Consider the following 22,270-nt stretch of genomic DNA (forward strand, 5'->3'; position numbering starts at 1 on the left):
AGACCGTTTTAGTCCCACCTCCGCATAGCTCAAACTGTCTGGGAGACAGTTTGAGGTTGGAGATAAGGCGAACTCGGTTCGCATCAATCGTATAGGGCTATAAAAGCTGAATTATCAGCGTATTTTGACACAAACTCCGTTTGTTTCATCTCCAATCTTTAACAGCCCTCCAGACTGTTAAAACCCACTCAACCACTGCGCCATTAGTATCTAAAACAAAAAATGAGTTTGGAACTTCTTTTGTCCCAAACTTTTTTTAATTCAAAAAACCATCGCTGCCGATGGTTGCTTTATTTATTAGGGATAACCTTGAAGAGGTAATAGGTGATGAAGATGGTGAGGAGGAAGAGGCCAATTTTAATCCAGATGAGAGGGGCTAGCCAGATGGAAATCCCCATCAGGAGATAGATTTGCCAGATAATTTTTTTCTTGCGGCTGGCAGAAATACTCTTGGTCTCAGCATAATCAGCCACATAAAATTGATAGACCTTGGTTTTGTGAAGCCAGGTTTCAAAACGGGTGGAACTTTTGGCAAAGCAAAAACCAGATAAGAGGAGGAAGGGGGTTGTCGGAATGATGGGGAGGATAATGCCAATTAGGCCGACAGTAAGGCTGATAAAGCCCCCTGTCAAAAAGAATAGTCGATGCACTTTTTTTCCTCCTTTGAAACTTCTTGTTCCATTGTATCAGATTTTCCCAAAATAAGAAACGAAACACCATGAAAGCGCTTGACAAAAACTTGTGAATCTGGTAACATGAATATGTACGTACTTTGTGTCGTGAAATACAAAAAAGGAGCGCATGCTATGAAACTCATTGGAATTGTTGGGACCAACTCGGCAAAATCAACCAACCGCCAACTCTTGCAGTATATGCAAAGTCACTTTGCTGACAAGGCGGAGATTGAATTGGTAGAAATTAAGGATTTACCAACCTTTAACAAGCCCGCAGACCGCACTCTGCCAGAGGATGTCCAAGTTTTGGTCGCAAAACTGGAGGCGGCAGATGGTGTTATCATTGGGACACCAGAGTATGACCATTCTATTCCAGCAGTTTTGATGAATGCCTTGGCCTGGGTTTCTTATGGCGTTTATCCCATGCTTAACAAACCTGTCATGATTACAGGAGCTTCTTACGGAACTCTAGGTTCCTCACGGGCACAACTTCAGTTGCGCCAAATCCTCAATGCTCCTGAGCTCAAGGCAACTGTTTTGCCGGATGAGTTTCTTCTTTCCCACTCCCTTCAGGCCTTCAATACGGCAGGCGAACTAAATGACTTGGAAACCAGCCAAAAATTGGATGCTATCTTTGATGATTTCCGCCTCTTTGTCAAGATGACGGAGAAATTATCCAATGCCAAGGCTCTCTTGAAAAAAGAAGCTGAAAATTTTGATTGGGAAAACCTAGACTAAGGGAGGAAATACTATGAAATTTGTTGCAATCGTTGGCTCCAATGCGGACCAATCCTATAACCGTATGCTCCTGCAATTTATGCAGCGCCACTTTAAAATCAAATGTGAAATCGAACTTCTTGAAATCAAGGATGTTCCGATGTTCAATCAGGATGAGGACCAGTCTGACTGCTTTGCCATCCGCTACCTCAACAACAAGATTACCCGTGCAGATGGGGTCATTATCGCAACTCCTGAGCACAACCACACCATCACCCCAGCCCTCAAGAGCACTCTGGAATGGTTGTCCTTCAAGCTCCATCCGCTGGAAAACAAGCCTGTTATGATTGTGGGTGCTTCTTACTATGACCAAGGGACATCAAGAGCCCAGGTTCATTTGCGCAAAATCTTGGAAGCACCAGGTGTCAATGCCTATACTCTGCCAGGCAATGAGTTTCTGCTTGGCAAGGCCAAGGAAGCCTTTGATTTGAATGGCAACATCAGCAATGAAGGCACCATCAAATTCCTGGAAAGCTGCCTGGATAACTTTATCAAGTATGTGGAGGTGGTATCAAAATTGCGTAAACCAAGACCGATTGAACCAGAAGATTTGGACTGTGGTAGACCAATCGCCACTACCATTCACGGCATCGATCCAGATGATCCAGACTGGTTGGAAAAAGCTGCCAAACAGGTCAATGCCGTTGAGGGAAATACCTATGTGAAATTGGACAATGGTCTCCTTACTGTTGACCAACTCAATATGTTCCTCAATGCTATGCCTTTTGAGTTGACCTATGCAGATGACAACAACCAATTCCTCTATTACAACAATAAGCACCAGGAACCAAATACCATGTTGGGCAAACGGGTCTTGGAACAGGTCGGAAACCGGATGTCTACGGTTCACGGCACCCTGCCTCCTGCTCGGATGAAGAATGTAGAGTGGGTTATCGGCACCCTGCGCAATGGCAATCAGGAGTATGTTCGGACCATCGTTCCAGGGACTCCTCCTGAAATCATCAATACCCATAACTACCAAGCCATGTATTATCCAGATGGTTCCTATGCAGGTATCAATGAAATTATCTTCAACTTCAAACATTGGCTGGACTGGTATTTAGAAGCAACTGGACAACGCCTGGTTGGTGGAAGTGGACCAGCAGTTCCTGCGGCGGCTAGCCATGCGGATGCGACCTCAGGTGCCTCAGATGCTGGAGGCGGTGCTGCCCCAGCAGCAGACGCCACTTCGGGTGCTTCTGAATCGTAATACTCAAGGAGTAGCAAATAAAATGTCCCAGGCGGGAGCCAGCTCCCGTCTTTCTTTTTAAAATGAAAAAATCTAGGAGAATACCATGTCCTTATTTGAAGAAAAAGTCACGGCGGCCTGTGCCAAAAAGGAAGCCCTCTTTGATGAGAGTCTCAGCCGCTATGCTCTGCGCTCCATGTTTGCAGGGGCTTATTTGACCATGTCCACAGCAGTGGGGATTATCGGAGCGGATGTTATTTCCAGTCAGTTCCCAGCTCTGGCCCGCTTTACCTTCACCTTTATCTTTGCCATCGGTTTGATTTATGTCTTGGTCTTTAATGGGGAGCTGGCGACTTCCAACATGCTCTATCTGACAACTGGTGCCTATTATAAGAAGATATCTTGGGCAAAGGCAACCAAGATTTTGCTCTACTGTACCTTCTTCAACCTGGTTGGGGCGGTTATTTTGGCCTACCTCTTCAATCAATCCTTCTCTTTTCTCAATCTCAAGGATGATAGTTTTGTGGTGACGGCAGCTACCATCAAGCTGGGCAAGTCCGATTGGGGCAACTTTATCGAAGGTATCACTGCCAATATGTTTGTGAATATGGCTATCATGGGCTATATGCTGCTCAAGGAAGAATCAGCCAAGATTTTCGTAGCCATTTCTGCCATCTTTATGTTTGTTTTCCTCATCAACGAACACTTGGTGGCCAACTTTGCTGCCTTTATGCTCCTGGCCTTTAACCATGCCAAGGAAAATGTTGAAACCTTCACGCTCATGAATATCTTGCGCCAGTGGACAGTGGTCTTCTTTGCCAACTGGCTGGGTGGTGGGCTCTTTATCGGTATCGCCTATGCCTGGCTCAATCAGACCAAGACCAAGCATGTGGAAGGCTAATCTGTTTTTTCTATAAATTAACCAAGCGTCGGCTCACATTTGAAGTTAGCCGATGCTTTTTTGTCTTCAGTAGGGAGAAATCCCATATTCGTATCAATTTCATGTTTTTCAAGATGAGGTTCTATGTATTTTTAGGTGAGTGGGAGCTATACTAGGATTACAAAATATAGAAAGGAGGTTAATATGGCCATTTCACTGGTATTTTTGCTGACGGTGTTTGTAGCAGGTCTTTTATCTTTTTTCTCACCCTGCATTTTTCCCTTGCTGCCTGTCTATTTGGGCATATTGTTGGGGCAGGACGAGAAGCATACAGGTACCTTGTTTGGCAGAAAGATAAACTGGTATGGGCTGGTTAAGACTCTAGCTTTTATAGCAGGTCTCTCAACAGTGTTCATTACCCTTGGATATGGAGCTGGCTTTCTTGGAAAAGTTCTTTATACTGATGGCTTCCGATATGTGATGGGGTCGCTCATTATCCTGCTCGGAATTCATCAGATGGAGATTATCAACATTTCCAAGCTGCAAATGCAGAAAAGTTTTAGCTACAAAGAAAAGAAAGGACGTGGTGCCCTCTTCAATGCTTATTTGCTAGGCTTAACCTTCTCATTTGGCTGGACGCCTTGTGTCGGGCCAGTGCTTAGTTCAGTCCTTGGTCTGGCAGCTTCGGGCGGTGATGGTGCCTTGGCAGGTGGTGTTTATATGATATTTTACACACTTGGTCTAGCCCTTCCCTTCTTGTTATTAGCTCTGACTTCTTCGGTGGTCATGCACAGCTTTAACAAAATCAAACCCTATATTCCTCTTATGAAGAAAATTGGTGGTGTTCTCATCATCTTCATGGGAATATTGGTGTTAACCAATCATGTCAATGCGATTACAGCATTTTTTGAAAATATATTTCACTTATAGAATAGATAATAAAGGAGTAACACAATGAAAAAAACAGCACTTTTAATGATGACAGCCTTGACTGGTTTGAGCCTGTTGGCAGCTTGTTCGACCACTTCTACAAATAAGGACCAGAAGATGGAGGACACCACATCCATGATGGACGATCAAAAAATGGATGATAAAAAATCCATGGATAAGGATCAGAAGATGGATGATACAAAGTCTATGGATAAGAGTTCTACCATAGAAGAAAAAATGATGGATGGTAAAAAATAAACAGCGAAGGAGAATCCTCCAATGAAAAAAGCAACTGCTTTAACCATGGCGGCCCTAACCAGCTTGAGCCTGTTGGCGGCTTGTTCGACTGCATCTGCAGATAAAGACAAAATGTCAGAAGCAAAGACAACCACGACAGAACAAAAGATGGACAAGTCCTCTGCCACAACCGTTGCGGAAACTAGCAAGATGATGAATGAACAAAAAATGGAGACCCAAAAGATGAATCAAGGGGAAATGGCACCCGATTTTACCCTGCAAGGATTGGATGGTAAGACATACCGGTTATCTGATTTAAAGGGCAAAAAAGTCTATCTAAAATTCTGGGCTTCCTGGTGCTCTATCTGTCTTTCTACTTTAGGAGATGCAGATCAGCTGGCATCAGAAGTTGGAGAGGATGTGCAGGTCTTGTCTGTCGTATCTCCAAACCAAAATGGCGAAAAATCAGAAGCAGATTTCAAATCTTGGTATGCCGGTCTCGACTACAAACACTTACCAGTTGCGCTTGATGCAAGTGGCAATCTCTTAAAAGCATACGGAGTGCGCTCCTATCCAACGTCAGCCTTCATTGGCAGTGACGGGGTCCTCGTCAAAACACATGTTGGTTTTATGTCCAAGGAAGATATTAAAACAAACCTGCAGAATATTAAGTAGAAAGAAGCAAAGGAATGAATAAGAAGTATCTGATTGGTTTTATGGTTCTCTTTATAATGATTCTAGGTGTATTTGTTTTGGTTCGCAATAGAATGGGCGAACAAGATCCAGCACAGTTGAAAGATCAGGTGAAATGGGAGGCAGTTTCTAATCAGAAGGAGGTGAAACCGATGTCAGCAGAAAACCGTAAAGAAATTTATTTGGCTGGTGGTTGCTTTTGGGGTGTGGAAGAATATTTCTCTCGTGTCAAAGGGGTAGAGGATGTCACATCAGGCTATGCCAATGGAAAGGGCGATACCACTAACTATCAACTTATTGGTCAAACTGGTCATGCTGAAACAGTTCATATCGTATACGATAACAGTCAGGTATCCTTGAAAGAGCTTCTTCTTCATTACTTTAGAATCATTGATCCGACCAGTAAGAATAAGCAGGGAAATGACATCGGCAGCCAGTACCGTACCGGTGTTTATTATACGGACAAATCCGATCTAGCAACGATCAATCAGGTCTTTGACCAAGTAGCTAAAAAGTATGAGAAACCGTTGGTGGTTGAAAAAGAGGAATTGAAGCACTATGTTCTGGCAGAAGAGGAGCATCAAGACTATCTCCAGAAACATCCCAATGGTTATTGCCACATCAATGTCAATGAAGCCAGCTATCCTGTGATTGATGCCAGTCGTTATCCAAAGCCTAGTCAGGAAGAAATCAAGAAACAGTTGACTGCAGAAGAATATGCGGTCACTCAGAAAAACGACACCGAACGGGCTTTTTCAAATCGTTACTGGGATCAATTTGAAGAAGGCATCTATGTGGATGTGGTAACCGGTGAGCCGCTCTTTTCATCAAAGGACAAATTTGAATCTGGCTGCGGTTGGCCAAGCTTTACCAAGCCCATCAGTCCAGATGTGGCCGTTTACAAAAAAGACACTAGCTTCAATATGGAACGTGTTGAAGTTCGCAGTAGAGTTGGTGATTCTCATCTAGGCCATGTCTTTACTGACGGTCCTAAGGATAAGGGAGGGCTGCGCTACTGTATCAACAGTCTAGCGATCAAGTTTATCCCGAAAACCCAAATGGAAGAAATGGGCTATGGTTACTTGTTGCCCTATGTCTAAACCGAAAACTCTGTTATAATAAGGGTAACAGAGTAGAGGAACGTCCTATGTTTTCAATTTTAATAGTCGAGGACGAATATCTTGTGCGCCAAGGTATTCGTTCTTTAGTGGATTTTAAGAGGTATCAGGTTGGTCCAATCAATGAAGCAGAAAATGGGTTAATCGCCTGGCAAATGATCCAGAAAGAACAGCCAGATATCTTGCTGACCGACATCAATATGCCCCAGATGAACGGCATCCAGCTGGCTGGTCTGGTTAAGGAAGCCTATCCGGATACCCATATTGTTTTTTTAACGGGCTATGATGAATTCGACTATGCCTTGTCTGCCTTGAAATTAGGTGCAGATGATTATTTGCTCAAACCCTTTTCCAAGGAGGATGTGGAAGAAATGATAGCCAAGGTAGTCAAAAAACTTTCTTTGGAGCATAAATCTCGTCATCTGAAGGAATTGGTACAAGAAAGTCAAGCATCAGAGCTCGGCAAGCGAATAGAGGCCCACTTAGATGACTCAGAGTTTAGTTTGAAAAGTTTGGCCCAGGAACTGGGCTTTAGCCCCAATCACCTCAGCCTACTGGTTAAGAAAGAGCTAGGTATTCCTTTTCAGGATTATCTGGTGCAGGTGCGGATTAAACAAGCGAAATTGTTGTTGCTGACGACGGATTTGAAAATCTATGAAATTGCGGAGCGTTGTGGCTTTGAGGATATCAATTATTTTTCCCAACGCTTCAAACACTTGGTTGGGCAAACACCTAGACAATTTCGCAAAGGGGAGGGGAATCAGTGAAAAAACAAACCTTATTTGTTCGACTGCTGACCTATATTTTCCCAGGCATTGTCATTCTTTTGGCCCTGGTTGGATTTGCCTACTATCAGATTAGTGCAACCACCATCAAGAATTTGACAGAGAAAAAAACCAGCGAAACCATCCAACAAAGTGCCCAATTTGTGTCATCCTATGTTGAGAAATTGGAGCAGGTCAGCTCTAGCTTGGCCCAAAATAGCATTCTTTTAACCTATGCCAAGTCTCCTAGTGATCGTCAGGTTGCTAACCTTAAATCTTTAATGGAAACCTTGCTAAATACCAACTCTGATTTGATTTCTGCTACACTGGTAACCAAGACTGGGGAAATTGTATCCACGGATCAAAGCATGACCATGCAGACCTCCAGTGATATGATGCAGGAAGCTTGGTACATGGCTGCTATCGCTCAAAAAGGGATGCCTGTGTTGACACCTGCTCGGAAAAATACGACCAATCAAGATAAATGGGTAATCTCCGTTACGCAAGAAATCGTTGATGAACAGGGACAAAACTTAGGAGTCTTGCGTTTGGATATTGACTATGGGACCATGGCTGATTATTTAAACCAACTAAATCTGGGTAAGAATGGTTTCACCTTTATCATCAACCAGGAGCATGAATTTGTCTACCATCCCCGGAAAACAGTTTATTCCTCAAAAGCGGATATGGAAAGCATGAAGCCCTACATAGCAGTAGAACAAGGCTATGTGACGGGGAAAATTTTTGTATCACAAGCCAGCATTAACCATAGTGAATGGACCATTATCGGGGTGGCTTCACTGGATGAATTAGAGAGCATTCGCCAGAATATCATTCGTTCGATGTCGGCCATTGCTATTCTGGCCTTTCTCCTCTCAGCTGGCGGCCTTGCCCTCCTCCTTCGTTATTGGATGCAACCCTTACGGGATTTGCAAAACATCATCCTTCGGATTGGACAGGGAGAGACTCATCTGAGGGTTCAAGAAAAAGGATCTGTTGAATTGGTGGACCTGGCCCATCACTTTAACCTGATGCTGGATCAAATTGATCACTTGGTTTACTCTGTACAGGAGAATGAACAAGCCATTCGCCAGTATGAGTTGCAGGCTTTAGCAAGCCAAATTAATCCGCACTTCCTATACAATACGTTGGACACCATTGTCTGGATGGCAGAATTTAACGAGAGTAAGCGAGTTGTAGAAGTGACAAAATCTTTAGCGACCTATTTTCGTCTGGCTCTCAATAATGGTAACGAGCAAATCCAGCTAAAATCAGAAATTGAGCATGTGCGCCAATATCTGTTCATTCAACAACAACGGTATGGTGATAAGTTGAACTATCGTATCGAGGAGTTAGCAAGTTATGATGACTATCTGCTGCCCAAATTGATTTTGCAGCCCTTAGTTGAAAATGCCATCTACCATGGCATCAAGGAAGTGAGTCGTCCAGGGGAAATTCGACTACGAGTTTACGAAGATGACAATCAATTAGTCATCAGCGTTTATGACAATGGTCAAGGTTTTGATTCTATCATGAAGGAACAAGCGAGAGATAAGCTAGTCCGTCAAGGCGGTATTGGCCTATCTAATGTAGATAAACGATTGAAGCTCCAGTTCGGTGAGGCTTATCATATGGAATGGGAGAGTCAGCCTGATCAGTTTACAGAAATCAGACTCTATTTACCCCTCAATCCTTAATGAGGAATCCGATTGTTGGAAAGGATATGCTAGCTAGGCTCCTCCAATCCGGTCGATAGAAAAGAGATGAAAGCAACTGTTGGGAAACGGTTGCTTTTGTGTTATACTAAGGAAAGATAAAAGGAGGAGTGACCATGAAACAAATTCTCGGAAGTACAGGTTTAGAGGTGTCGCGTATTGGCCTTGGATGCATGCGGATGGCGGCCTTGGAACCATCAGATGCGACCCGTATCTTACAGACCTGCTTGGAAAATGGCATCCATTTTTTTGATCATGCCGATATTTATGGCGGTGGTCAGTCGGAAGTCCGCTTTGCTCAGGCAATGAAAGAGTTGGGCCTCGATCGGGAAAAGCTGGTCATCCAGTCCAAGTGTGGTATTCGGAAAGGCTTCTTTGATTTTTCAAAAGAGCATATCCTAGATTCTGTGGATGGCATCCTGTCTCGCCTGCAAAGCGATTATCTGGACCTTTTGGCCCTCCACCGTCCAGATGCCTTGATGGAAGCTGAGGAGGTGGCGGAAGCCTTTCGAATTTTGAGAGAATCTGGTAAGGTGCGTCATTTTGGTGTTAGCAACCAAAACCGTTACCAGATGGAACTTTTGCAGTCTTATCTGGATGAGCCTCTGGTGGTTAATCAGCTGCAGCTTTCTCCAGCCCACACCCCCATGATTGATACTGGTTTTCATGTCAATATGAAGGATGATGCAGCTACCATGCGAGATGGCGGCATCTTAGAATATTGCCAGTTGAAAAGGGTGACGCCTCAGGCCTGGTCTCCATTTCTGATTAGCCTGCAGGAAGGGATTTTTGCCAACCATCCGGCTTATGAGGAGCTAAATCGCACCATTCAACACTATGCGGATGATTATGGAGTTGCGGCAGAAGCTATTGTGGTGGCCTGGATTTTGCGGCATCCGGCCCAGATTCAGACCATTGTCGGTTCCATGAATCCAGAACGCCTGACCAAGATTGCCCAGGCCTTTGATGTTCAGCTGACACGGGAGCAATGGTACCATATCTACAGAAGCGCAGGAAATGTACTGCCATGATGAAAAAGATGTTTGTGTTATTAACAAGTGCCTTGACCATTTTCTTGTTGGCGGCATGCCAACAGAAAACAGAAATAGGAACAGACTGGCTTGAGGGGGATTGGTATGGTGCAGAATGGGAGATAACCTTTACCGTTGATGAGGAAGATGGCCGATGGCTAATCAAGGATGGCGATACCGTCATTGCCCAAGATGCCAGCTTGTCTGTTGAGGACAACCTTTACACTCTGACAGATGAGAAAGGCATGATTTATGAGATTCAGCAGATTAGTCAGACAGAAATCAAGTATCGCCAAATTGCACCGGATGGAGTCTTGGGAACAACCGTTCCAATTGCTTTTGAAAAAGTGGACAAATAGGGAGTAGGCAAGAAACCCAAACATTCTAAGTTTGGCTCGTCAACAAATCTTCATACCTAGGCTCGGGCACATTGTAATCACTTTACAATTTCAAGGTGGCTAGTTGAAAGGGGCTGGGGATAGACCTTTTCACTCCCCTGAACTGTTAAAATCCACTCACTTGCTGCGTCGAGATATTATTGCAAATCATGAGAATAGAGGTTGGACTTAACTCCAACCTCTATTTTACTGATGATACAAGACAAGGGCAGTGACGGCCATAGTAAGGCCCACCAACTGGAAGAGAAGAGCAACTAGGGCCCGGCGTTTGCAGGTCTGGAAAGTCAGAAAGTCTTCATCAGATAGCTTGTTGCGCGGGTAGTTTCTGCGTTTGAGCAGGTAGAGAATGAGCCCATCTCCTCTTTGGCCAGCACCGGCAAAGAAGGCCCAAAGTTTCGGGTGGTTCATACCGCGGTAGAAGGCATCAATTTTGACCATTTGATAAACTTGGACGTTCAGATAGATTCCTGCCAAGATGGCCAGGGAGATTCCTGCAATCAGAAAGAGTAACATGTCAATCACCTCCTAAATCCGGTTGATAATTTGATAGAAGAGGAAACCGCTACTGATGATCCAGGCTAGAACACAAGCCAAAATCAAGTAACGATTTCCGATAATCCAGGCATTATAAATGAGGAAAATGGCCAGTAAAACGACATTGCAGGCTACAGCTAAAATCAACTTATGGTTGCTGGCCACTACATCTGTACTATTTGCTAAATGCTTGATCATAGCATCATCTCCTTTCACTAGGCTGTCCAGACTCACTTCGTAAAAGTCACTAAGCTGAATCAAACTCAGAATATCTGGATAGGATTTATTATTTTCCCAGTTAGAAATGGTCTGTCTGGAGACCATCAATTTGTCTGCTATGTGCTCCTGAGTGAGGTTCTGTGCTTTTCTGGCTGCCTGTAATTTTTGTCCGATATTGATAGAATCTGTCATGGTTTTCCCTCTTTTCTTACTCTTATTCTAAAAAATTTAGGGGTACTTGTCTATCAAAATTCTTGTACTTGGCCTGATTTTTTTGTCAAAATTTTTTGACAAGAGAAGCTTTGGGGCAGAAAATTGACATTTGGCCAAAAGAAAGAAAAAAACTCCTCTCAATGGGTGGGGTTTTTGGGGGCTTTCTGCTATAATAGGAGGGAATGAAAAAACTTATGATGCGAAAGGAATGGGAGCCCTCTAAAAAGTTGTGTCAGACTTTTGAAGGCTTGAAAGAGTATTTATGAAACGTTCGATTTATGCTGGCCGTGTTCGTAGTGAGCACATTGGAAATCAACTGACCCTCAAGGGATGGGTGGGCCGCCGCCGTGATTTGGGAGGCTTGATTTTTATTGACCTTCGGGACCGCGAGGGAGTGATGCAACTGGTCATCAATCCTGAGGAAGTATCAGCTGAGGTGATGGCCAAGGCGGAGAGCCTCCGCAGTGAGTTTGTCATTGAGGTGACAGGTCTGGTGCCTTCGCGTGAACAGGCCAATGATAAGTTGCCAACTGGTGCTGTGTAGCTCAAGCTTCAAGAATTGACCATCCTCAACACAGCCAAGACCACCCCATTTGAAATCAAGGATGGCTTAGAAGCGGCAGATGATACCCGCCTGCGTTACCGTTACTTGGATCTGCGCCGTCCAGAAATGCTGGAAAACTTCAAATTGCGGGCCAAGGTGACCCATTCGATTCGGAATTACCTGGATGAGCTGGAATTTATTGATGTGGAAACGCCCATGCTGACCAAGTCAACTCCAGAGGGGGCCCGTGATTATCTGGTGCCAAGCCGTGTTAGTCAAGGTCATTTTTATGCCCTGCCTCAAAGTCCGCAGATTACCAAGCAGCTTCTGATGAATGCAGGATTTGACCGTTATTATCAAATCGTCAAATGTTTCCGCGATGAGGACTTGCGGGGGGATCGCCAGCCTGAGTTTACCCAGGTGGATTTGGAAACCTCCTTCCTCGATGAGAAGGAAATTCAGGACATTGTCGAGGGCATGGTTGCCAAGGTCATGAAAGATACCAAGGGACTGGATGTAAGCCTGCCCCTGCCCCGTATGACCTATGACCATGCTATGAACATCTATGGTTCCGACAAGCCAGATACCCGCTTTGAGATGCTTTTACAGGACTTGACAGCTCTTGTAAAGGGTGTTGATTTTAAGGTCTTTTCGGAAGCCCCAGTTGTCAAGGCTATTGTAGTCAAGAACCAGGCAGACAAGTATTCTCGCAAGGACATTGACAAGTTGACAGAAGTGGCCAAACAGCATGGTGCCAAGGGCTTGGCCTGGGTCAAGATGACAGATGGTGCCATTGCCGGACCAGTCGCTAAGTTCTTGACAGCCATCGAATCAGACTTGACAGCAAGTTTACAGCTTGACAACAATGACCTGGTCCTCTTTGTTGCAGACAACCTTGAGGTTGCCAACAACACTCTTGGTGCCCTCCGGGTCCGTATTGCCAAAGAATTGGACATGATTGACCAAACTCAGTTTAACTTCCTTTGGATTGTGGACTGGCCTATGTTTGAATGGTCTGAAGAAGAGGGCCGCTACATGTCTGCCCACCATCCTTTCACCCTGCCAACAGAAGAGTCCGCCCATGAGTTGGAGGGAGACTTGTCCAAGGTTCGTGCCGTGGCCTATGACATCGTCCTCAATGGCTATGAATTGGGTGGCGGCAGCCTGCGGATCAACCAAAGAGAGATGCAGGAACGCATGTTTGCAGCCCTTGGCTTCTCCTCTGAGGAGGCTCAAGACCAGTTTGGCTTCCTTTTGGAGGCTATGGACTATGGCTTTCCTCCGCATGGTGGTTTGGCCATCGGCCTGGACCGTCTGGTCATGATTTTGGCTGGAAAAGACAACATTCGTGAAGTTATTGCCTTCCCTAAAAACAATAAGGCATCCGATCCAATGACCCAGGCTCCGAGCCAAGTCGCTCAAAAACAGCTGGAAGAGCTGTCATTAACAGTAGAAAGTCATGACTAAACAAGCACCCTTTATCAAACGCTTAAAATTTACTATCAATCGCTGGGCTAAAAAGGTGGGACTTTTTCGAACCCTCAAGGGTATTTCCAAAGAAAAATATGCAGAGAAGTTTTCGGCTTCTCTCTTTTATGGCCTCATGTCAGCCATTGCTGTCAATTTTTTCTTTGAACCGGGCCATGTCTACTCCAGCGGAGTGACCGGTCTTTCTCAGGTTGTTTCGGCTATTAGCGGACGTTATCTGGGCTTTACCATTCCCGTTGCGGTAGCTTTTTATGCCATCAATCTGCCCCTCCTAATCTTGGCCTGGTACAAGATTGGTCACAAATTTACCGTTTTTACCTTTATCACCGTGACCATGAGTTCCCTCTTTATCCAGTTGATTCCCCAGGTGACGCTGACCACTGATCCCCTCATCAATGCTATTTTTGGGGGCCTGGTCATGGGAACGGGCATCGGCTATGGGCTCAAGTCCAGGATTTCCAGCGGCGGAACCGATGTTATCAGCCTGACCATTCGCAAGATGACAGGACGGAGTGTGGGCAGTATTTCCCTGCTGGTCAACGGGATTATCATGCTCTTTGCAGGACTTCTCTTTGGCTGGCAATACGCCCTCTATTCGATGGTGACCATCTTTGTCTCCAGTCGGGTGACAGATGCCCTCTTTACCCGACAGAAGAAGATGCAGGCCTTGATTGTGACCAGCCGACCAGAGCGGGTCATTCAGATGATTCACAAGAAACTCCATCGGGGTGTGACCTGTATCAATGATGCCGAAGGGACTTATCAGCACGAGAAAAAGGCAGTTTTGTTGGCCATTATAACTCGGGAAGAATACAGTGATTTTAAGCACTTTATGGCTAAGGCAGACCCGTCAGCCTTTGTGTCGATTGCAGAAGATGTCCATGTCATGGGACGTTTTGTGGATATGGATTAATTTAAATGTAGAGGTGGCATACAATGTCTCATGATTACAATTTACGTCTGAAAAATTTTCTCCTAATTGGACTGGGTGCGGCCATCTATGCCTTTGGTTTTGTTTATTTTTATATGGCCAATCAGGTGGCGGCCAGCGGGATTGCGGGCTTGACCCTGGTTCTTCACAACCTTTTTGGCATCAATCCAACCTATTCGGGTTACCTGATCAACTTCCCGCTCATTCTGTTGGGGGCCTATCTCTTTGGGAAAAGAGCCATGGTCTACACTGTTTATGGAATTGCCTCACTCTATCTCTATGTCTGGATTTTTCAGCAGATTCCCTTCTTTGTGGATCTGAATCAAGACTACCTAGTGGTATCTCTGATTGCTGGCAGTATCGGTGGTTTGGGCTCGGGGCTTGTATTTCGTTATGGTGGAACCATCGGTGGTTCGGATATCATTGCCCGTGTCATCGAGAAGAAATTTGGCATCCAGCTCAACCAGGCCCTGCTAGGCTTTGATATATTTGTCATGCTCCTCTCCTTGACCTACATCTCTATTCCCAAAATGATGTACGCCCTGATTGCAAGCTTCATTTACAGTCAGGTGGTCAATATGGTCCAAAATGGTGGTTATTCTGTGCGGGGTATGATGATTATCTCCGATCAGGCAGAGGAAATTTCCAGGCAGATCATGGAGCAGTTGGGTCGCGGGGTGACCTATCTCAAGGGCGAAGGAGCCTATTCTGGCAAGGAAAAGAAGGTCATGTATGTGGCCCTCAGTCCCCAAGATACCCGCGAAGCCAAGAGCTTGATTCATGAGATTGATCAGCTGGCCTTTGTGTCCATTTTCAATATCGATGAGGTCCAGAGTCCAGAATTTATCGCCTCTAGAAGCAAGTACCGTAAGCGGATTAGATAGGAGTCAGCATGAAAAAGATTTATTTGGTTTATATCAGCCTCAGTGGCAATACCCAGAGCTTTGTCCGTCGCTTGATTAGCTACCTCCAGTTTCAGTCTGATCTTGAGGTAGAAGAAATCCACGTCAAGGACTTGGTCAAGCAGGACATTCCCTTTTTTGATCTGGATGCTCTTTGCGTAGTCTTTTTGCCAACCTATTTGGAAGGTGGCAATGGCGTGGACAATGGGGATACGGAAATCTTGACCAATCCCTTAGGAGATTTCATCGCCCACGGAGAGAATGATAAACGCTGCTTGGGAGTGGTTGGCTTTGGTAATCGTAATTTCAATCACCAGTACTGCCTAACGGCCAAGCAGTATTCCCAACGCTTTGGTTTCCCAGTCCTAGATGAAGTCGAACTCCGGGGCCTCAATAATGACTTAGAACGGGTCGGCCAGAAAATTTTGGCATTAGTAGAAAAAACGTAAAAACCACTCACTTGAGTGGTTTTTTGCTTAATTAGGATAAATATAGGCTGTAACTCCGTCTGCAACGGGATTGAACCATCCACGGTAATCGCCGACAGTCATATAGCCGGCATAATTGGATTCCTTGACACGGATCCGAGTTGGGCTGCTGACTTCTGTCACGACCGCCACGTGGCCATAGTAACCACTTGTCCAGACAGCGACTGCACCAACCTGCGGACTGGTTCCGGTGCGGAATCCAACTCTTCTGGCAGAATTGACCCATTGGTTGGCATTGCCCCAGTAATTTTGGACCCAAGGAGCCGCTTCTTTTGCTCCCCAGGTACATTGGCCGATAGGATAGGTGTTGGGACCACTATAACGATGGCTATAGGTCACCTCCATGCTAAAGGCCCCCAAACCACGCCCTCCTTGATAGGCATGAACATGGTACTTTCCAATCCCCTTGTGATAATTGAGGAGAATATTACTGGAGTGGGTACGTTCTGCTAGCTTACTGGCATCATACCACCGGATATCATCCTGGCCGTTTTCATCGGACCAAACGGCCAAACGAACCGCTTGAGGGTCATAGACATTGGATAGGGTGGCTTGGATGGTGCCAATTGTGGCTAGTTTTGAGTTAAAGAGTAATGGTAGCCGTGCAGAAGACAAATCAACGGGGTCAAGGGTATAGCCGATGCGGCTACCATCTGTATAGGTTACGTAAATATGATTTTGGTACAGACCAGAATGGTTTTGGTGCTCTTGAAAATCCACCGCCACTCGGTATGTTCCATTTTGCAGGCTGGCTGTCCGCCATTTGATATTCTCTTGCTTGTCCATAGACCAGGTAGCCACTTGGATAGATTGGATGGGTTTGCTGGTAGCTGTTTCCTGAATCGTCACCTGATATTTGCCCCTTCCAGCATCAAGATTCTCAATAGCAAGGGCTGGCTTTGGGTTGGCAGGAACATTCTCTTGGGCGACAGAACTGGTGATGCCAGTGACAAAGCTTTGTCGGTTTTGTGCATCCTTGGTATAAAGATGGATGAAATAGGTTCCAGTATTGAACTGGTGGTGTTTCAGAAAGACACGCGCAGTATAGGTTCCATCTGCTTGGCGCTGGGCTGTGTACCACTTGATGTCATCTTGACCATTGGTATTGGACCAGACAGGCAGTAAAACTTCATGGGTATCTGGCGCAATGTTCTGGATGGCAATATCCAGAACGCCTTGTTCACTGATATTGGTGGTTAGGCTTGGTTTAGGTCTGGTAATATTGACATCTAGTCCTTGTAGAAAGATGGATTTGGCGTCAATGGTGATGTAGGCATGGATAGCATATTGTCCAGCCTTGAAATTTTGCAGAGAGATATCTGTCTGGTAATCTTGCGCTTGAATCCATTTTAAATCATCCTGACCATTTTCGTGGGACCAAATGGCGTATTCAATTTTCAATCCTTTTTGCAGGGCTGATCGTTGATAGAAGATGGAAAGGGTGTTGCCGTTTTGTTGGGTACTTATATTTTGGTTGAGCTGACTGGCTGCAGCGGATTCTGTCACAGCAGTAATCGGTGCGGTTTCTGAGGCGGTTGTCTCCGATACCTTGGTCGTGTTGGAAGATGTCGTTTTAGGAATCGTAGTAGACTGTGTACCTTCTTGAGGCCGGGTGGTCTCCGTGACCTGGGTGGTCGGTGCATCATTTTGAGCAGCAACCAGAGGGCCATTGGCCAAATGAGCCAATAAGAGTGTAGACGATAACAATAGTGTAGAATATTTCTTCATTCAAAACCTCCTATTTAGACTGTTCGTAAAAAGGAGGAAGAACGTCAAAGAAAGAATAAAAACCCACCAAACTGTTAGGAATGATGGGTTGGAGAGAGCTTAATCAGCCTTGGTTTCGGAAGGTTTTTTCCGATCCACGAGGGTGCAGATGCTCTGGCCAGCAATCTGAAATGTTTGCTGAGACTGATCCATAGGCGGCGGATAAACAAAGTGAACATCTTGTTCTTCTCCCTTGGTAAAGGAATAATCCTGCATAGAGAAGTTGATGATGAACTGGAGCTTTTCTGTTTCTGAACGAACCTCATAGCGCAGAACATATTCAGAAAGCCAGTAGAAGCTGCAGGTCTCTTCAATGCTGTAATAGGATTTCTGGGACAAGATAGGATAGTTCTTGCGGAATTTGATTAGTTCGCTGATAAATTGTGTATGTACTTGATAGCGCAGGGCCCTAGTCCAATCCAGTTGGTTGATGTCATCAGAGATATTATAGGTGTTATCAATGCCGTCCTTGGTTCGGAAAAATTCCTGACCGCTTTGAATAAAGACCATACCCTGACTAATCAGTATAAGCTGTAGTCCAAAACTAGCAGCCCGCTTCTGGTCATGGTGGGACATGTTTGGATTTTGTAGGCCCAGATAGTCGTAGAGGGTGGCATTATCGTGGCATTCCAAGTAGTTGAGAGACTGCTTAGGATTGATAAAGTGACCATTGATACTGCCGGCCAATAAATCCTCAATCTTCTCTTGTTGCTGGTGCTCCAAGATATAGTATGGATTTACAAGGATTTTCTTAAAAGTATCTCGGTAGTCATCATTGAAGAAACTGGTGTCAGGTAGTTGGTAGGCGTTGTACTGGTGGGCCAATTTTTGCTCAGACAAGCCAGTCCCCATCTTCCAGCCCTCCCCATAAAGGAAGATATTAGGGTAAATGCCGGAGAGCTCATCGTGGATTTCTTGCAAGGTCTTGCTGTCGATAATCCCCATCAAATCAAAGCGGAAACCATCAAAGCCGTAAAGCTCTACCCAAAGTCTGACAGATTGCTTGATATAATTGCGGACCATGCTGCGCTCACTGGCTACATCGTTGCCACAGAAGGTTCCGTTTGTACGCTGGTCCTGCTCGTTGTAGCGGTAGAAGTAACCAGGAACAATTTTTTCAAAGGCATAGGTTTCAGCATGGTAAACGTGGTTGTAAACCACATCCATAATCACACTGATATCCGCATCATGATAGGCTTGAATAGCAGCCTGCAACTCCAGGATACGGGCATAAGGGTCGTTTGGATTGGAAGCAAAGGAACCTTCGGGGACATTGTATTGGACAGGGTCATATCCCCAGTTGTAAATCAACTCGGGGTGCTGTTCGTCCACACTACCAAAGTCGTAGAGGGGCATGAGTTGGATATGGGTCACACCGAGATTTTTGACATAGTCTAGTCCCAAAACCTGCTTGTCAAGGATTGGCGACTCTGTCAGGCCTTTGTACTGACCAGGATGTTGGAAACCAGCTTCTTTTTGCCAAGAAAAATCACGGACACTCATCTCATAGATGATAGCCTGCTCCATTGGAATCTGGTATTTGGCCCGCTCGGGTTTATGTAGCTTTGCTGGGTTAATGACAACGCTATGACCAGAATTGGCCAGAGAGGAGAGAGTGTAAGGATCGTGAACTTCTATCCATTGACCGTTCATACGGTGCAAGTAATAGTAGGCTTTTCCATCCCAGTCGCCTGAAACAGTCCTTTCCCAAACGCCATGGTTGGTTTTTTCCATGGGATAAGGAGTCCCATCCAGATAGAGGATGACCTGCTTGGAAATAGGAGCCCAGAGTTTGAAGAGAGTCTCAGAAGGTTGATAGGTTGCCCCTAAATCCTTGCCAGAATAGGTGAAGGTTTGTTCAAACAGTCCGCTGCGGACAATGTGCCCATAGGCTAACTCAGCATGATTACGGTCCTGATCATAGATGATATAGTCCTCATCCAAATTGAATGGATAGATGCTGGTTAGGTGGTAGGTGATGGTTTCCCCTTCCTCCGCCCGACGGCGGACAAAGAGTTCAGCAGTGGAGGTTGTTGATTCAATAGTAAAGGACATCGAGTCCACATCAAAACGTTTTTCCATTACCAATCGAATGGTTGCCACATCATCAAGATAGGCTTGGAATGTTCTTAGGGCCATGGTTCAGAGGGCTCCTTTCTTACTTGAGTTTGGTAATTTTATGAGGGATGACGTGACGGTAACAAACCTGCTTGCCATCCTTGTCATCGCTAATAATTTGCAAAAGGGTACGGAAGGACTCTCGTCCCAGTTCCAGAGCATTGATATCCACGTAAGCCTCAATATCAATTTTAGGTTTCACAGAGTCAAAGGTGATAATCGGAATGTGAAGCCCTTGCTCCTTCAAATAAGAAAGAGCACCTTCGGCCACCATGGCATCGGTGGTCACAATGGCATCAATGGGCTGCTTGGTCAATTTTTTCATGACCTTATAACTGCTGTCTTCCAAGAGGAAACCAGGAGAGAACTTGACCATGCTTTCATCTAGAGGTAATTGATGGGCTTTTAGGGCCTGCTTATAGCCTTCGTAGCGGTCTTGAGATACGACCAGCTCCTTGTTTCCGGCCATAAAGGCGATATGCTCGTAACCTTTGTCAATAAAGTAGGTCGTCGCTTCATAGGCAGCTCGGATATTATCATTGTCCACTAGGGAAACAAATGGGGATGCAGCCTTACCGAGGATAAGGAAGGGAAACTCCCGCTCAATAGCCAAATCGACCAAGGGGTCGCTGGGCATAGAATAGAGGAAGATAAGACCATCTACCCGCTTGCCATAAACCATCTGGTAGATAGCTTCCATCCGCTGTTTCTCGTCTTTACCAGTACTGATTTGGATGGCATAGTTGTGATCTGCTGCAGCCTGGGAAATTCCCCGCAAAGCTTGAGGGAAGAAGGGATTTTGATAAAAAATATCTGAGTCTTCAGGCAAAATGAGGCCAATCACCTGGGTATAGGAATTGACCAGACTTCTGGCATTGAGATTGGGATGGTACTGGAGTTCTTCCATGGCCTTGTGGACTGTCTCCTTGGTTTTTTGGCTGATAGAAGAGCTGTTTTGAATGACGCGCGTGACAGTAGAGGGCGAAACTCCCGCTAATTTAGCAACATCTTTAATGGTAGCACGCATAGGAACCCCCTTTCTTATTTTGAATCAGGTAAGGTAGAAGAGGAACAGCATGTTAAAAAGAATTTAAGCAAGCGTTACCATACCACTTTTCAATGATAACTATAATAGATTTAACCTAGAATGTCAACCAAAGAAAGACCTCATATTTTTTGCTTTTTAAAAATTTTTAAAAAATTTTTAAGAAAATGCTTGACTTTTATTGCAAACGGTTGCATAATAGGAGTGTAGTAAATTTTATTTTTATGTTTTAGGAGGAAACAAAAACATGAGAAAATGGACAAAACTTGTCACAAGCGGTGTCGCTTTGCTTTCGGTTGCTACATTGGCAGCCTGCTCATCAGGTGGTGATAAAGCCGATACAGGAAAATCTGGCGAAGTTACCTTAAAACTCTGGGTTCCAACAGAATCTAAGAAATCTTATGCGGATACGATTGCTGAGTTCGAAAAAGAAAACGAAGGCGTTAAGGTTGAAGTAGTGGAATCTGAAGACCCTAAAGCGCAAGAGTTGGTAAGTAAAGACCCTGAAGCAGCGGCTGATGTATTCTCTATGCCACACGATCAATTGGGTGGTTTGGTGGAATCAGGTATCATCCAACCAGTATCTGACAAATACGCGAGTGAAATCGCTGAGAACAACGTAGAAAACGCTGTTGCAGGTGCGCAATATAAGGGTAAAACCTATGCCTTCCCATTTGGTGTAGAATCACAAGTCTTGCTATACAATAAAGAAAAATTATCTGAAGAAGATGTCAAAACCTATGAAGGTATCACTTCTAAAGATAAATTTGGAGCAAGTCTTGAGTCTGTCAACGCTTATGCGATTGCACCTTTGATGCTGTCAGTTGGCAATACCCTTTTCGGTGAAAATGGTGAAGATGCAAAAGGTACCAACTGGGCAAATGACAACGGTGTTGCTGTTATGAAATGGTTGGCAGCCCAAAAATCAAACCCTGGTTTTGTAAACGTACCAGATGATGCTGCAGTATCTAAATTCGGTAACGGTGATGTTGCTGCCATCGAAACAGGTCCTTGGAACTATCCAGATTCAGTGAAGGCTCTTGGTGAAGATAAGATCGGTGTTGCAGTTTACCCTAAAGTGAAAATTGGTGATCAAGAAGTACAACAAAAAGCCTTCATGGGTGTTAAATTGTACGCAGTCAACCAAAAACCAGCAAAAGGCAACAAAGAACGCATCATTGCAGCCTACAAATTGGCTTCATTCTTGACATCTGAAAAGAGCCAAGAAAACCAATTCGCAACGCGCTCAATCGTACCTTCTAACAAAAATGTTCAAGCTTCAGAAGCTGTAACATCAGATCCATTGGCGAAAGCAGTTGCTGAAATGACTGGTTCAAGCGACCACACAGTCGTTATGCCTAAGATCAGCCAAATGGGTACTTTCTGGAACTCAGCTGCACCACTTCTCAGCGGACCTTACTCAGGTAAAATCGCAGAAGCTGACTACATGGCTAAATTGGAACAATTTGACAAAGACTTGGCAGAAAGCAAATAAGCCTCGTCATTCATTATTCATTAAATCAGTAAAGGAGCTTGGCTCCTTTACTTGATTTTTAATAGGGAACAGATAGGTATTCTCTACTAAAATTTTCATTTCTTCGGAAATCTTAGCAGT

20 protein-coding genes and 2 pseudogenes are annotated in these 22,270 nt (G+C 44.9%); 16 read left to right on the plus strand and 6 right to left on the minus strand.

Annotated features, from left to right (window positions below; all coding sequences use genetic code 11):
* Positions 1-290: 290 nt before the first annotated feature.
* Entirely contained in the window at positions 291-650 is a 360-nt protein-coding gene (locus ACEYCN_RS04900) for a YbaN family protein (protein ID WP_373713181.1), read from the minus strand.
* A gap of 156 nt (positions 651-806) precedes the next feature.
* Here ACEYCN_RS04900 and ACEYCN_RS04905 point away from each other — a divergent pair, with 156 nt between their 5' ends.
* The 11 genes and pseudogenes from ACEYCN_RS04905 to ACEYCN_RS04955 all read left to right on the plus strand — a co-directional run bounded on the left by ACEYCN_RS04905 (position 807) and on the right by ACEYCN_RS04955 (position 10,367).
* Positions 807-1,412 carry an NADPH-dependent FMN reductase gene (locus ACEYCN_RS04905; RefSeq protein WP_373713182.1) on the plus strand — a complete coding sequence of 202 codons (606 nt, stop codon included), beginning with the start codon at positions 807-809 and terminating at the stop codon, positions 1,410-1,412.
* Between the two features lie 13 nt (positions 1,413-1,425).
* Positions 1,426-2,661, plus strand: a complete 1,236-nt coding sequence (locus ACEYCN_RS04910) for an NAD(P)H-dependent oxidoreductase (protein ID WP_373713183.1) — start codon at positions 1,426-1,428, stop codon at positions 2,659-2,661.
* Between the two features lie 85 nt (positions 2,662-2,746).
* A complete protein-coding gene (locus ACEYCN_RS04915; protein ID WP_373713184.1) occupies positions 2,747-3,541 on the plus strand; it encodes a formate/nitrite transporter family protein in 795 nt (264 codons plus the stop codon).
* Between the two features lie 183 nt (positions 3,542-3,724).
* Entirely contained in the window at positions 3,725-4,450 is a 726-nt protein-coding gene (gene ccdA2, locus ACEYCN_RS04920) for a thiol-disulfide oxidoreductase-associated membrane protein CcdA2 (protein ID WP_373713185.1), read from the plus strand.
* Between the two features lie 24 nt (positions 4,451-4,474).
* Positions 4,475-4,708, plus strand: a complete 234-nt coding sequence (locus ACEYCN_RS04925; RefSeq protein ID WP_373713186.1) for a hypothetical protein — start codon at positions 4,475-4,477, stop codon at positions 4,706-4,708.
* Positions 4,709-4,729: 21 nt separating this feature from the next.
* Entirely contained in the window at positions 4,730-5,362 is a 633-nt protein-coding gene (locus tag ACEYCN_RS04930; protein WP_373713187.1) for a TlpA family protein disulfide reductase, read from the plus strand.
* 188 nt (positions 5,363-5,550) lie between these two features.
* Positions 5,551-6,480: pseudogene (msrB, locus tag ACEYCN_RS04935) on the plus strand (peptide-methionine (R)-S-oxide reductase MsrB); the annotation flags it as partial.
* Positions 6,481-6,527: 47 nt separating this feature from the next.
* Positions 6,528-7,265, plus strand: a complete 738-nt coding sequence (locus ACEYCN_RS04940) for a response regulator (protein WP_373713188.1) — start codon at positions 6,528-6,530, stop codon at positions 7,263-7,265.
* Positions 7,262-8,959 carry a sensor histidine kinase gene (locus tag ACEYCN_RS04945; protein WP_373713189.1) on the plus strand — a complete coding sequence of 566 codons (1,698 nt, stop codon included), beginning with the start codon at positions 7,262-7,264 and terminating at the stop codon, positions 8,957-8,959. Before ACEYCN_RS04940 ends, ACEYCN_RS04945 begins: the two co-directional genes overlap by 4 nt.
* Before the next feature lie 134 nt (positions 8,960-9,093).
* Positions 9,094-10,008: an aldo/keto reductase family oxidoreductase gene (locus ACEYCN_RS04950; RefSeq protein ID WP_373713190.1), complete on the plus strand. Its 915-nt coding sequence runs from the start codon at positions 9,094-9,096 to the stop codon at positions 10,006-10,008.
* Positions 10,005-10,367 (plus strand): hypothetical protein, encoded by a 363-nt coding sequence (locus tag ACEYCN_RS04955; protein WP_373713191.1) that lies wholly within the window; start codon positions 10,005-10,007, stop codon positions 10,365-10,367. Before ACEYCN_RS04950 ends, ACEYCN_RS04955 begins: the two co-directional genes overlap by 4 nt.
* Before the next feature lie 225 nt (positions 10,368-10,592).
* Here the strand turns inward: ACEYCN_RS04955 and ACEYCN_RS04960 are convergent, their stop codons facing one another.
* Together ACEYCN_RS04960 and ACEYCN_RS04965 are read right to left on the minus strand one after the other, a co-directional pair.
* Positions 10,593-10,919 carry a hypothetical protein gene (locus tag ACEYCN_RS04960; protein WP_373713192.1) on the minus strand — a complete coding sequence of 109 codons (327 nt, stop codon included), beginning with the start codon at positions 10,917-10,919 and terminating at the stop codon, positions 10,593-10,595.
* Between the two features lie 12 nt (positions 10,920-10,931).
* Positions 10,932-11,339 carry a helix-turn-helix domain-containing protein gene (locus ACEYCN_RS04965; protein ID WP_373713217.1) on the minus strand — a complete coding sequence of 136 codons (408 nt, stop codon included), beginning with the start codon at positions 11,337-11,339 and terminating at the stop codon, positions 10,932-10,934.
* A 295-nt stretch (positions 11,340-11,634) separates the two neighbouring features.
* Here ACEYCN_RS04965 and aspS point away from each other — a divergent pair.
* The 4 genes and pseudogenes from aspS to nrdI all read left to right on the plus strand — a co-directional run bounded on the left by aspS (position 11,635) and on the right by nrdI (position 15,686).
* A pseudogene (gene aspS / locus ACEYCN_RS04970) lies at positions 11,635-13,383 on the plus strand (aspartate--tRNA ligase).
* Positions 13,376-14,317 carry a YitT family protein gene (locus tag ACEYCN_RS04975; RefSeq protein WP_373713193.1) on the plus strand — a complete coding sequence of 314 codons (942 nt, stop codon included), beginning with the start codon at positions 13,376-13,378 and terminating at the stop codon, positions 14,315-14,317. Before aspS ends, ACEYCN_RS04975 begins: the two are co-directional and overlap by 8 nt.
* A 23-nt stretch (positions 14,318-14,340) precedes the next feature.
* Positions 14,341-15,219: a YitT family protein gene (locus tag ACEYCN_RS04980; RefSeq protein ID WP_373713194.1), complete on the plus strand. Its 879-nt coding sequence runs from the start codon at positions 14,341-14,343 to the stop codon at positions 15,217-15,219.
* An 8-nt stretch (positions 15,220-15,227) separates the two neighbouring features.
* On the plus strand, positions 15,228-15,686 hold the full coding sequence (nrdI, locus tag ACEYCN_RS04985) for a class Ib ribonucleoside-diphosphate reductase assembly flavoprotein NrdI (protein WP_373713195.1): 459 nt from the start codon (positions 15,228-15,230) through the stop codon (positions 15,684-15,686).
* Between the two features lie 27 nt (positions 15,687-15,713).
* On the opposite strand, the gene ACEYCN_RS04990 is transcribed toward nrdI, so the two are convergent.
* From ACEYCN_RS04990 to ACEYCN_RS05000, 3 genes are all read right to left on the minus strand, one after another.
* A complete protein-coding gene (locus tag ACEYCN_RS04990) occupies positions 15,714-17,453 on the minus strand; it encodes a GBS Bsp-like repeat-containing protein (RefSeq protein WP_373713196.1) in 1,740 nt (579 codons plus the stop codon).
* Positions 17,454-17,552: 99 nt separating this feature from the next.
* Positions 17,553-19,631 carry a type I pullulanase gene (pulA, locus tag ACEYCN_RS04995; RefSeq protein WP_373713197.1) on the minus strand — a complete coding sequence of 693 codons (2,079 nt, stop codon included), beginning with the start codon at positions 19,629-19,631 and terminating at the stop codon, positions 17,553-17,555.
* Positions 19,632-19,650: 19 nt separating this feature from the next.
* On the minus strand, positions 19,651-20,637 hold the full coding sequence (locus ACEYCN_RS05000; RefSeq protein WP_373713198.1) for a LacI family DNA-binding transcriptional regulator: 987 nt from the start codon (positions 20,635-20,637) through the stop codon (positions 19,651-19,653).
* 265 nt (positions 20,638-20,902) lie between these two features.
* Here ACEYCN_RS05000 and ACEYCN_RS05005 point away from each other — a divergent pair, with 265 nt between their 5' ends.
* Positions 20,903-22,150: an extracellular solute-binding protein gene (locus tag ACEYCN_RS05005; protein WP_373713199.1), complete on the plus strand. Its 1,248-nt coding sequence runs from the start codon at positions 20,903-20,905 to the stop codon at positions 22,148-22,150.
* Positions 22,151-22,270: the final 120 nt, after the last annotated feature.

Origin of the sequence: Streptococcus sp. (genome assembly GCF_041802885.1) — a bacterium.
GTDB lineage: Bacteria > Bacillota > Bacilli > Lactobacillales > Streptococcaceae > Streptococcus.

Coding starts and splice junctions, on each gene's coding strand:
- ACEYCN_RS04915 (WP_373713184.1), top strand. CDS start 2,747: ATGTCCTTATTTGAAGAAAAAGTCACGGCGGCCTGTGCCAAAAAGGAA.
- ACEYCN_RS04980 (WP_373713194.1), top strand. CDS start 14,341: ATGTCTCATGATTACAATTTACGTCTGAAAAATTTTCTCCTAATTGGA.
- ACEYCN_RS04940 (WP_373713188.1), top strand. CDS start 6,528: ATGTTTTCAATTTTAATAGTCGAGGACGAATATCTTGTGCGCCAAGGT.
- ACEYCN_RS05000 (WP_373713198.1), bottom strand. CDS start 20,637: ATGCGTGCTACCATTAAAGATGTTGCTAAATTAGCGGGAGTTTCGCCC.
- ACEYCN_RS04910 (WP_373713183.1), top strand. CDS start 1,426: ATGAAATTTGTTGCAATCGTTGGCTCCAATGCGGACCAATCCTATAAC.
- nrdI (WP_373713195.1), top strand. CDS start 15,228: ATGAAAAAGATTTATTTGGTTTATATCAGCCTCAGTGGCAATACCCAG.
- ACEYCN_RS05005 (WP_373713199.1), top strand. CDS start 20,903: ATGAGAAAATGGACAAAACTTGTCACAAGCGGTGTCGCTTTGCTTTCG.
- ACEYCN_RS04960 (WP_373713192.1), bottom strand. CDS start 10,919: ATGTTACTCTTTCTGATTGCAGGAATCTCCCTGGCCATCTTGGCAGGA.
- ACEYCN_RS04975 (WP_373713193.1), top strand. CDS start 13,376: ATGACTAAACAAGCACCCTTTATCAAACGCTTAAAATTTACTATCAAT.
- ACEYCN_RS04930 (WP_373713187.1), top strand. CDS start 4,730: ATGAAAAAAGCAACTGCTTTAACCATGGCGGCCCTAACCAGCTTGAGC.
- ACEYCN_RS04950 (WP_373713190.1), top strand. CDS start 9,094: ATGAAACAAATTCTCGGAAGTACAGGTTTAGAGGTGTCGCGTATTGGC.
- ACEYCN_RS04990 (WP_373713196.1), bottom strand. CDS start 17,453: ATGAAGAAATATTCTACACTATTGTTATCGTCTACACTCTTATTGGCT.
- ACEYCN_RS04925 (WP_373713186.1), top strand. CDS start 4,475: ATGAAAAAAACAGCACTTTTAATGATGACAGCCTTGACTGGTTTGAGC.
- ACEYCN_RS04905 (WP_373713182.1), top strand. CDS start 807: ATGAAACTCATTGGAATTGTTGGGACCAACTCGGCAAAATCAACCAAC.
- pulA (WP_373713197.1), bottom strand. CDS start 19,631: ATGGCCCTAAGAACATTCCAAGCCTATCTTGATGATGTGGCAACCATT.
- ccdA2 (WP_373713185.1), top strand. CDS start 3,725: ATGGCCATTTCACTGGTATTTTTGCTGACGGTGTTTGTAGCAGGTCTT.
- ACEYCN_RS04955 (WP_373713191.1), top strand. CDS start 10,005: ATGATGAAAAAGATGTTTGTGTTATTAACAAGTGCCTTGACCATTTTC.